General features: G+C 55.3%; 9 protein-coding genes and 1 rRNA gene. All 10 read left to right on the plus strand.

The genetic code is table 11. From position 1 onward, the window contains the following. The first annotated feature begins 22 nt into the window (after positions 1-22). Positions 23-517, plus strand: a complete 495-nt coding sequence (locus tag G439_RS0106855; protein WP_026459485.1) for a flavodoxin domain-containing protein — start codon at positions 23-25, stop codon at positions 515-517. A gap of 64 nt (positions 518-581) precedes the next feature. Continuing rightward, a complete protein-coding gene (gene argC, locus G439_RS0106860) occupies positions 582-1,643 on the plus strand; it encodes an N-acetyl-gamma-glutamyl-phosphate reductase (protein ID WP_022868449.1) in 1,062 nt (353 codons plus the stop codon). Beyond that, entirely contained in the window at positions 1,640-2,824 is a 1,185-nt protein-coding gene (gene argJ, locus G439_RS0106865; RefSeq protein ID WP_026459486.1) for a bifunctional glutamate N-acetyltransferase/amino-acid acetyltransferase ArgJ, read from the plus strand. The genes argC and argJ overlap by 4 nt, the downstream gene beginning before the upstream one ends. Further along, positions 2,808-4,064: an acetylornithine transaminase gene (locus G439_RS11450; protein ID WP_022868451.1), complete on the plus strand. Its 1,257-nt coding sequence runs from the start codon at positions 2,808-2,810 to the stop codon at positions 4,062-4,064. Before argJ ends, G439_RS11450 begins: the two co-directional genes overlap by 17 nt. Next, positions 4,057-4,566 carry an arginine repressor gene (gene argR / locus G439_RS0106875; RefSeq protein ID WP_022868452.1) on the plus strand — a complete coding sequence of 170 codons (510 nt, stop codon included), beginning with the start codon at positions 4,057-4,059 and terminating at the stop codon, positions 4,564-4,566. Before G439_RS11450 ends, argR begins: the two co-directional genes overlap by 8 nt. A gap of 45 nt (positions 4,567-4,611) precedes the next feature. Then, positions 4,612-5,835, plus strand: coding sequence for an argininosuccinate synthase (locus G439_RS0106880; RefSeq protein WP_022868453.1), 1,224 nt, complete (start codon positions 4,612-4,614; stop codon positions 5,833-5,835). 257 nt (positions 5,836-6,092) lie between these two features. Beyond that, the gene (locus G439_RS11455) at positions 6,093-7,367 is read left to right on the plus strand and encodes an O-antigen ligase family protein (RefSeq protein ID WP_165544529.1); all 1,275 of its coding nucleotides are present in this window, start codon (positions 6,093-6,095) and stop codon (positions 7,365-7,367) included. 41 nt (positions 7,368-7,408) lie between these two features. After that, the gene (gene argH, locus G439_RS0106890) at positions 7,409-8,869 is read left to right on the plus strand and encodes an argininosuccinate lyase (RefSeq protein ID WP_022868455.1); all 1,461 of its coding nucleotides are present in this window, start codon (positions 7,409-7,411) and stop codon (positions 8,867-8,869) included. A 29-nt stretch (positions 8,870-8,898) separates the two neighbouring features. Beyond that, positions 8,899-10,161, plus strand: coding sequence for a tyrosine--tRNA ligase (tyrS, locus tag G439_RS0106895; protein ID WP_026459488.1), 1,263 nt, complete (start codon positions 8,899-8,901; stop codon positions 10,159-10,161). Between the two features lie 270 nt (positions 10,162-10,431). Beyond that, positions 10,432-10,621 (plus strand): 16S ribosomal RNA (locus tag G439_RS0106905); the annotation flags it as partial.

A 10,621-nucleotide genomic window follows, 5' to 3' on the forward strand; every position in this document is an offset into this window, starting at 1 on the left:
GGTGTTCTGCCACACTAGGGGTATGCGTATCCTTGTTACTGCCTCTTCTAAGCATGGTTCGACCAATGAGGTTGCTGATGCGATTGCTCAGCGCTTACAGTCCCATGGCCATGAAGTGGAGCGCCTGGCTCCGCAGGATGTTGAGTCGGTCGATGTCTTTGACGCCGTCGTCGTTGGATCAGCCGTGTATATCCTGCAGTGGATGCAGGAGGCACATGATTTTATGGATCGGTTCAAGGAATCTCTTAAGTCCAAGTCGGTGTGGGCGTTCTCGGTTGGAATGAACGGTGTACCTAAGCATGCGCCGCAGGATCCGACTCGCATCGGTCCGCTTTTGACACATGTCAGTGCCATTGATTTCAAGACTTTTGCCGGTAGGTATACGCCTCTTTTGCTGAGTTTACGTGAGCGTTCTGTGGCTCGGCTCGCCGGCGTGGTTGAGGGAGACTTCCGTGACTGGAATGAGATCAACGACTGGGCTGATTCGATCAACGAAGGCTTGAGCGCCCAGGGCTAAATGCCTGTCCACTTCGTGGTCACCCCTTATTACTAATCATACGCATAACTGTATAGTCATGCGTATGACTTTTCGTGCTGCCGTCGCAGGAGCCTCCGGATATGCCGGAGGTGAGGTTCTGCGTTTGCTCGCCGGTCACGCCAATATCGAGGTGGCAACCGTGACCGCCGCATCATCTGCCGGTCAAAAACTCGGCGCTTTTCACCCACATATTCCGTCTCTTGCAGACTTGACGATCAAAGACACGAACGCCAATATGCTTTCGGGCCATGATCTGGTTTTCTTGGCGTTGCCCCACGGACATTCGGCGGCGATTAGTTCCCAACTCGAATCTCTATCCAGCGGGTCGGTCATCGTCGATTTGGCGGCCGACCACAGGCTCACCGATGCTAACCAGTGGGAACACTATTACGGCGGAGAGTTTTGCCCCGCTTGGACCTATGGCATGCCCGAACTCCTGCATGTCGGTGAAAACTATGCAAAGGCGCAGCGCAATGAACTCAAGAACACGGACCGGATAGCAGTACCCGGATGCAACGTCACTGCCGTGACTCTAGCCATCCAACCCGCTGTAGCCCGAGGTCTCATCGACACACGACACATATGTGCAACCCTCGCAGTTGGCTACTCAGGAGCAGGTCGAGCACTCAAACCGCACCTGCTCGCATCCCAAGCGTTCTCCAATATGGCCCCGTACGGAGCCGGAGGAACTCACCGACACATCCCCGAGATCATCCAGAACCTCTCGAAAGCTGGAGGTGGACAGATCGGACTGACTTTCACGCCCGTCCTCGTTCCGACATCTCGAGGAATTCTCGCCACGGTTGTCGCTCCACTGGAGGATAACGTGTCGTGTGAACACATCGAGGCCGCCTACAGCACATACCTAAGAGAGCCGCTGATTACCGTACTTCCAAAGGGTCAATACCCCAATACGGGCCCTTTAACTGGAACCGGCATGGTCTCCATCTCCACATCCATCGATGAACGCGCCGGCACACTTACTGCCATCGCAGCCATCGACAATCTTGGTAAAGGCACGGCTGCAGCGGCGGTACAAAGCGCCAACCTGGCACTCGGCCTCGAAGAACTCACAGCAGTCCCAATGATCGGAGTGGCCCCGTGACGCACCCATTTTCCGGAGTGACCTTACCCCGAGGCTTCGTAGCCTCAGGAGTGGCAGCCGCCATCAAAAGCAACGATAGTCGCGACCTCGCACTCATCGTCAACGCAGGAACCAATAGGGCATCGGCCGGCGTATTCACCTCCAACCGCGTCGTTGCAGCTCCGGTGACCCTGACCCGACGTCATCTGGCAACCTCAACAGCGGCGGCGGTTGTTCTCAACTCCGGCGGCGCCAACGCCTGCACAGGACCAGAAGGCTACGAGGACGCCGTCTCCATGGCGCGCCAGGTCGCATCCTTGGCGGGACTAGATACCTCCGAAGTTGCTGTCTGCTCGACCGGAATGATCGGTACTCGCCTTCCTATGGAACGCGTCCTATCGGGCATCGAGTCAGCCTACGGCCAACTCGACGCCGGAAGCCAAGCCTCCACATTAGCTGCCGACGCCATCCGCACCACCGACACTGTGTCAAAAACCTACGGGCAGACCACCCAAGACGGCTGGAGCATTGGCGCGATGGCAAAAGGCGCAGGAATGCTCGCGCCAGGGTTAGCCACGATGCTGTGCGTGCTGACCACCGACGCCGTCCTCGACAATGAAGTAGCCCAACGTAGCCTCACCGAGGCTGTACGCACAACTTTCAACCGCACCGACTCTGACGGCTGTATGTCCACCAATGACTCAGTGATTCTTCTGGCCTCAGGAGAATCCGGAGTCCGACCCGACGAAGCCGCTTTCGCTGAAGAACTGCGGGTGGCTTGCCTTGATCTTGCACAGCAGCTTCTGGCTGACGCCGAGGGAGCAAGCCACGACATCGAGATCACTGTTGCCAACGCATCGTCTCAAGACGCCGGTGAAGCAGTATCCCGAGCTGTCGCGCGCTCAAACCTTTTTAAGACCGCAGTGTTTGGAAACGACCCTAACTGGGGACGAATCCTCTCCGAAGTTGGGACAGTGCCCGAATCTGTCGCCCCCTACGATCCAGAAAAGATTGACGTCTCCATCAACGGAGTCATGGTGTGCAGGAATGGAGGAGTTGGCGACGACCGCAACCTGGTAGATATGAGTCCACGACGCGTCGACATTCGTATCGACCTCAAAGCCGGAAATCAGGATGTCGTCTTGTGGACCAACGACCTGACCCACGACTACGTGGAGGAAAACAGTGCCTACTCATCCTGAACGCGCCGATGCAGTAGGTGCCAGCCACGCACAGCAGCGTTATGCCGATTCGGTAATGAACACCTTCGGAACGCCGCAGATGGTCCTGACTAAAGGGAATGGCGCAATCGTCACCGACGAGGCCGGTAAGGACTACCTTGACCTCCTTGGTGGCATTGCAGTCAATGTCCTAGGCCACTGCCATCCGGCTGTCACTCAAGCTATCGCCGATCAAGCCGCAATGCTTGGCCATGTGTCGAACTTTTTTGCCACCGAACCCCAGATCGCGCTGGCAGAAAAGATTCTTGATATCCTTGGATTCTCGGGTGGGGCCACTGGAGCAAAGGTTTTCCTGGCGAACTCTGGAACTGAAGCCAACGAATGTGCCCTCAAGATCGTCAAGGCTTATGCAGGTGTCACCGGGCGGACCAGAATCCTCGCGCTGGAGCATTCCTTCCACGGGAGAAGTTTGGGCGCGCTGTCTTTGACGTGGAAAGAACGGTACCGCTCACCCTTTGCTCCGTTAATCCCCGGAATTGAGTTTATTCCTGCCAATGATCCTCAATCCCTGCGCAATGCGATGGGTCCCGATGTTGCCGGACTATTTGTTGAACCGATTCAGGGCGAGGCGGGAGTCCAGGTGCTCTCAGACGACTATTTGCGTTTTGCGCGCACATGCACCAGTGTTCATGGGGTGCTTCTTGTGGTCGATGAAGTCCAAACGGGAATCGCCCGTACAGGAAACTGGATGGGATTCCAGAGTTCAGGAATTACCCCCGACGTGGTGACTTTGGCTAAAGGCCTCGGCGGCGGTATGCCAATCGGAGCTTGCATCGGCGCCTCGCAAACAGCCAATCTCCTTGGACCTGGCATGCATGGAACAACTTTTGGGGGCAATCCCATATGCGCGCGGGCAGCGCTGTCGGTGCTTGAAACAATTGAGAAAGACAATTTGCTTGCTCATACCCACCAAGTGGGGCAGTGGTGGCGCGACGAGCTGCGCGCAGCCGCCCCCCACATCGTCGATGTTCGAGGACGCGGACTGCTGATCGGCATAGATTTTGATGCTGACATAGCCACTAGTGTTGTCGACAAAGGCCGCGAAGCAGGTTTTATCCTTAACGCAACAGGGCCTGCGACGCTCAGACTTGCGCCACCACTGGTCGTGAGCGAGAAACAGGCTCGTTCTTTTACTGAGGCGTTACCGACTCTGATTGAACAATCACTGACTGAAATCAATACAAGAGGTCACCGTGACTGACGTTATACCGGCAACTAAAACGGCCCGACGCGAGATGATTCGAGACATCCTTGCTCACGAGTCCATTGGCTCTCAGGAACAACTTCGTTCTCTCCTGACGCAGCGGGGAATCGAGGTCACACAAGCCACCTTGTCGCGTGATCTTATGGAAATGAGGGCAACAAAAATCCGCAATGGCGCCGGCATTCTCATGTATTCAGTGCCTGACGTTGACGGAGGACAGACTCACGAGGGCGAAGCCGCTGGAATCCGCCTGGCTCGATGGTGCCAGTCATTGCTCGTAACCTCCGTTCGCATTGGCCATCAGCTGGTACTGCGAACACCTGTGGGAGCGGCTAATCTGCTTGGCTCGGCAATCGACGCTGTCAGAATGGAAGAAGTAGCTGGCACGATCGCTGGTGATGACACGATTCTCGTCATCTGCAGGAGCGAGCCAGAAGCAGCGCGTGTTGAAAGCATGCTCATGGAATTAGCTGAACCCGGTGCTGTTGTAACGAATTGATGGCCACTTGGTCGCTCAACGAGAGAGAAGAAAAGGACAAAATACATGACGAATGCCAAGGATCGTGTCGTTCTGGCGTATTCGGGAGGTCTGGATACCTCGGTCGCCATCGGTTGGATCGGTGAGCAGACTGGACGCGAAGTTGTCGCAGTAGCTGTTGATGTGGGTCAGGGTGGGGAAGACCTTGAGATCATTCGCCAGCGCGCCCTCGATTGCGGAGCCGTCGAGGCTTACATTGCCGATGCGCGCGACGAGTTCGCCAATGAGTACTGCATGCCTGCCCTCAAAGCGAACGCTCTGTATGAAGGCAAATATCCGCTCGTGTCAGCTCTGTCGCGACCTATCATCGTCAAGCACCTGGTGAAGGCAGCGCGTGAGTTTGGCGCTTCTACTGTGGCCCATGGCTGCACTGGTAAAGGTAATGATCAGGTCCGTTTCGAGGTCTCAATCACCTCAATGGCACCGGACATGGATTGTATTTCTCCTGTTCGTGATCTGGCTCTGACCCGTGACGTGGCGATCGAGTATGCGGAAAAGCATGATCTGCCCATCGAAACCACCAAGCACAACCCCTTCTCGATTGATCAAAACGTGTGGGGGCGCGCAATTGAAACTGGTTTCTTGGAAGACCTATGGAACGCACCCACCAAGGATGTTTACAACTACACGGACGATCCGACTTACCCGCCTCTTCCTGACGAGGTCGTCATTACCTTTGAAAAAGGTATCCCCGTTGCTATCGACGGGCGGAGTGTGACACCCCTTGAAGCAATCCAAGAGATGAACCGTCGGGCAGGAGCCCAGGGTATCGGGCGTATCGATATGGTCGAAGATCGTCTCGTGGGAATCAAATCTCGTGAGATTTACGAGGCACCGGGTGCCATCGCCCTCATCGAAGCTCACCAAGCTCTGGAATCGATCACTTTGGAACGCTTGCAACGCCGCTACAAGCGTGGAATCGAACAAGCGTGGGGCGAACTGGTTTACGAAGCCCAATGGTATTCGCCGTTGAAGAAGTCAATGGATGCCTTCATTGAGGATACGCAGAACTACGTTTCCGGTGATATCCGGATGGTTTTGCACGGTGGGCGAGCAACCGTCAACGGACGCAAGTCTGATGCCTCGCTTTACGACTTCAACCTGGCAACTTACGAGACAGGCGATACCTTCGATCAGTCGTCCTCGCGTGGATTCATCGATATCTACGGTCTGCAATCCAAGCTTGCCGCAGCCCGCGATGTCCGCTTCGGTGTGGATATGGGCTACTAAGACAAGCGTGTCAATGAAGTGGGTCCGGTATCGTCAAGGTGTCGGGCCCACGCTCGTTCGGGGAGGCGTATCGAAAGCCGGCCTGATCTGGTCTATCTTCATTAAGGGATCGCTCCGTCAGGGACGTCTGTACGAGGTCGAGCTAAGGGATGGTCATGGAAGGCGTGTCGAGATATTGGTGGAAGTTGCCCGGTGGGTTTTCAATCGACTCTACCTTCCACGATATGGTGACAAGACGAAGTGGTTTGGAACGAGGCTTGAGTCTGACTATCGTCGCCCTCTTCTTTTACGGGTTTGCCGGTCAGGGTTTTCGCTACAGCTTAGGAATGGTTGGTTCCTCGGTCCTAATGGTGGTGCTATTTTGCGCTTTCATTATGTTCTTCCATCTCAGCGGCAGAGTTGTCACACTTCGCCGCTTGCCCACATTGGTGTGGGCATACGTCCTGTGGTGCTGCCTCTCCATCTTCTGGTCAATGTATCCGTCGACCACGGTGACGAGCATGATTGTGACCGTGGGTGCCGCCATCATTGGAACGGGCATCGGCATTGCTCTTCCTCTTAACCGCCTCATTGATCTTTTAATTTGCTCTTTCAAGTGGATCATCGGCGTTTCGTATGCTCTTGAACTCTTCGTAGCTGTGATGTTACGGGAGAAACTTGCTCCGCCGATTATGTGGGATTGGCCAGAAGTGCCCGAACTTTATTACTGGGTAAATAATGCTCTTTTCGAAGGTGGAGTTATCCAGGGTTTCATGGGCAATAGAAATCCTTTCTCTTTTGTTGCACTTCTACTATTGATCTGTCTGATAGGGCGATGGCTGTCATGCCGTAGTGATACGCTCTCGACGCTCATCTGGGTGGCGTTGGCGGTTTTAACCTTGGCGCTGACAAAGTCAGCGACGACGACTATGGCATCGGCGGCTGTTCTGGCTGTTGCGGCAGCCCTGGGACTTGTACGTGCTACGCCAGCATCGAGGCGTCAAATCATGGTGTTGATTCTCGCTGTCATTGCGGCGATAGCGATTGTGGCGGCATTTGCCGCTCGTCCATTTGTCACCAAGGTATTGGGTCGCAGTTCCGACATGACTGGGCGTGGTGAGATCTGGCAAACGATTTTACCCATGTGGGCGGAGCATCCCGTCCTTGGCTGGGGGTGGACTATTGGTTGGCCAGCGGATCGAGAGCCCTTTAAGAATCTGATTCCACGAGCTGATGGGACACCGACGACTCAGGCACATAACGCCTACATTGAGGCTCTTTTCCAAACCGGAATCGTTGGATTGGTTCTTGTGGTAGGCATCGTCGTCCTCATTCTGGCTCGCAGTTTGTGGCACGCGCTGAGCCATTTTGACGAAGACCTGATGTCCATTGTTCCTTTTGTACTTATGACAGCGTTGGTTGTTCAATCGATCAGCGAGTCGAGGCTCCTCTTTGAAGGTAACTGGATTCTTCTTGTAGCTCTTGCCACCTGGGCAAAGTTGCGAAGCGGACGTTCAGTCGCTGCTGCGACGGCGCAGGCCGCAAACCAATAGACTGGCGGCAAGACAAAGCGACGATGGGAACGAGAAGATTCATGACCACGCATGGCAATGAGCAGTCTGAACGCCTGAGCTTGTGGGGAGGCCGGTTTAGCGGCAGTCCAGCTGATGCTCTGGCCGCGCTGTCGGTGTCGACCCATTTTGATTGGCGCCTCGCGCACGCCGATATCGCAGGCTCTCACGCGCACGCCGAAGCCTTGCACCACGCCGGTCTATTGACCAAGGACGAGGTCGAGGCCATGCACAGCGCATTGGCACTACTCGACGCCGATGTTGCCGCGGGAACCTTCCAACCCGATCCAAGCGATGAGGACGTTCATACCGCTCTGGAACGAGGCCTTATCGAACGCGCAGGCAGTGAATTGGGCGGTAAGTTGCGGGCAGGCCGGTCGCGCAACGATCAGATTGCCACTCTGATTCGGATCTACCTACGTCAGGAAGCACGTCAACTCTGTCTGAAGATTCTTGACCTCGCCCTCGCCCTCGTTGATCAGTCCAAGGCAGCAGGGCACGCAGTAATGCCCGGCCGCACCCATCTTCAGCATGCCCAGCCGGTGCTAGTGGCCCACCATCTCATGGCACATGTCTGGCCGCTGTTGCGCGACGTCGAGCGCCTGAGGGACTGGGATCGTCGTGCGGCGGTGTCGCCATATGGTTCAGGAGCCTTGGCTGGCAATACTTTGGGCATGGATCCACAGGCGGTTGCGCACGATCTTGGCTTCGAGGATTCGGTGGCGAACTCTATTGATGGCACTGCTTCGCGTGACGTTGTCGCCGAGTTTTCTTTCGTGCTGGCAATGGTTGGAGTCGATGTATCGCGCTTGTGCGAAGAGATCGTCATTTGGAATACCAAAGAGTTTGGTTACATCACGCTCGATGATTCTTTCTCCACCGGATCGTCGATCATGCCGCAGAAGAAGAATCCAGATGTTGCAGAGCTCGGAAGAGGCAAAGCTGGCCGGCTGATTGCAGACTTGGTGTCTCTGCTGACCGTGCTCAAGGGGATCCCGCTGGCATACGACCGCGATTTGCAAGAAGACAAGGAACCCGTTTTCGACCAGATCGACACACTCGACGTTCTTCTTCCGGCGGTTAGTGGAATGATCGCAACCATGACGATCCATTTCGAGCGTCTGGCTGAACTTGCTCCGCAGGGCTTTTCTTTGGCGACCGACATTGCTGAGTGGCTGGTTCAAGAAGGAATGCCTTTCCGTAACGCCCACGAGGTCGCCGGTGAATGCGTCAGGATCGCCGAGGCTCGAGGAGTGGAACTCTTCGACTTGACGGATGAGGAGCTAGCGCAAGCCTCACAGATGCTCACTGGTCGGGTGCGCGATGTCTTGGCTGTCGAGGGTTCTGTAGGAGCTCGGCGCGGTAAGGGAGGCACCGCCCCTGAACGAGTGAGCGAACAGATTGCGCAGGCCGACCAACACATGGCTGATCTTCGCTCTTGGAGCAAACAAGGCGTTAGACTGCGCAAGTTCGATACCAAATGAACCGTATGAATGATGAGAGGAATGTTTCCGTGACGGATCTCCTGGATGACCTGCAGTGGCGAGGGCTGATTGCCCAGCACACCGATTTTGATGCTCTGCGTGAGCATCTGAACTCAGGCCCAGTGACGTTCTATTGCGGTTATGATCCGACTGCCGCTTCGCTGCACCACGGCCATCTTGTTCAGCTTATTGTCATGAGGCATTTGCAAAATGCTGGACATCGGCCGCTTGCTCTGGTTGGTGGCGCAACCGGTCAGATCGGCGATCCTCGCCAGTCAGGCGAACGTCAATTGCAGCCCACTGAAGTTGTCCAGGGCTGGGCGGATAATCTGCGCCGTCAGATTTCGCGCTTCTTGGACTTCGAGGGACCTGCAGCAGCGACAATGGTCAATAACTTGGATTGGACCTCGGAGCTGTCCGCGATTGATTTGCTTCGCAGCATTGGCAAGTATTTCCGTGTCGGCACAATGCTCAATAAAGATATTGTCGCGCGTCGGCTCGCCTCTGATGAAGGCATTTCCTTTACGGAATTCAGCTACCAAGTGCTGCAGGCCAATGACTACCTTGAACTTTTTCGCCGCTATGGTTGCACCCTTGAAACCGGTGGCAATGACCAGTGGGGCAACATGATCGGCGGCGTCGATCTGATCCATAAGGTCGAAGGGAAAGACACTCACGTCTTAACAACCCCGATTATCACCAAAGCTGACGGTACAAAATTTGGCAAGTCAGAGGGTGGGGCGATCTGGCTCGACCCCGATTTGATGAGCCCTTACGCCTTCTACCAGTTCTGGCTGCAGGTGGCTGACGCAGACGCTATCCGGTTCCTGAAGATCTTCACTTTCCTCGACCGTGAAACGATCGAAGGTCTCGAGGTCGAAGTAGCTGAGCGTCCGCATATGCGTGCCGCACAGAAGGAATTGGCTGCCCGTGTGACTGAGCTTGTCCACGGAGCCGATGAGCTAGAGAGGGTTTTGGCTGCCACTGCCGCGTTGTGGGGCACAGGTGACTTGCGTGCAATTGATGAGGCGACGTTGGTTTCGGCCACTGCTGACCTGCCCCGTGCGACGTTGAAGACAGGGGAGTCGACGATCGTTGACGCTTTAGTGGAGACAGGGCTTGAGAAGGGACGTGGGGCTGCGCGCCGTACCGTTGCTTCCGGTGGCGCCTCGGTCAATAACATCAAGGTCGAGGACGAGGACCAGCTTTTCTCCAAGGACGACGTCCTTGCGGGAAACCTGCTCCTGATCCGTAAGGGCAAGCGCAACCTGGCGGTTATCGAACTCGTGTGACTGTGACTCACTTCGCCCTTGCCAATTTGACGTTGGTGGGGTGGGTGGGTAGTATTTTCTTTTGTCGCCGCGGCCTGGTTGTGGTTGCGGTGGTGGTTTTCGACCTTGATTCTGGCCTTTTTTGGGTTGGGGTTTTGTGTTGGTGTTGTTTGTGAACTCGATAGTGTGTTTGTTTGTTTTTATGCCTGTTTTTTGTTTTTGAGTTGTTTTTTGGTTGGGATTTTCCTGGGCTGGCTTTTTTGGTTGGTTTGGGGTTTTCTGAATTTTTTTTGTTTGGAGAGTTTGATCCTGGCTCAGGACGAACGCTGGCGGCGTGCTTAACACATGCAAGTCGAACGATGATGCGGTGCTTGCACCGTGGATTAGTGGCGAACGGGTGAGTAACACGTGAGTAACCTGCCCTCTTCTTTGGGATAACGGTCGGAAACGGCTGCTAATACTGGATATTCACTTGCCTTCG

Source organism: Schaalia vaccimaxillae DSM 15804, from assembly GCF_000420425.1.
GTDB lineage: Bacteria > Actinomycetota > Actinomycetes > Actinomycetales > Actinomycetaceae > Pauljensenia > Pauljensenia vaccimaxillae.

What these genes read in the sequence shown, in the direction of transcription:
- G439_RS0106855 (WP_026459485.1), top strand. Translation starts at nt 23, where the DNA reads ATGCGTATCCTTGTTACTGCCTCTTCTAAGCATGGTTCGACCAATGAG.
- argC (WP_022868449.1), top strand. Translation starts at nt 582, where the DNA reads ATGACTTTTCGTGCTGCCGTCGCAGGAGCCTCCGGATATGCCGGAGGT.
- G439_RS0106880 (WP_022868453.1), top strand. Translation starts at nt 4,612, where the DNA reads ATGACGAATGCCAAGGATCGTGTCGTTCTGGCGTATTCGGGAGGTCTG.
- argH (WP_022868455.1), top strand. Translation starts at nt 7,409, where the DNA reads ATGACCACGCATGGCAATGAGCAGTCTGAACGCCTGAGCTTGTGGGGA.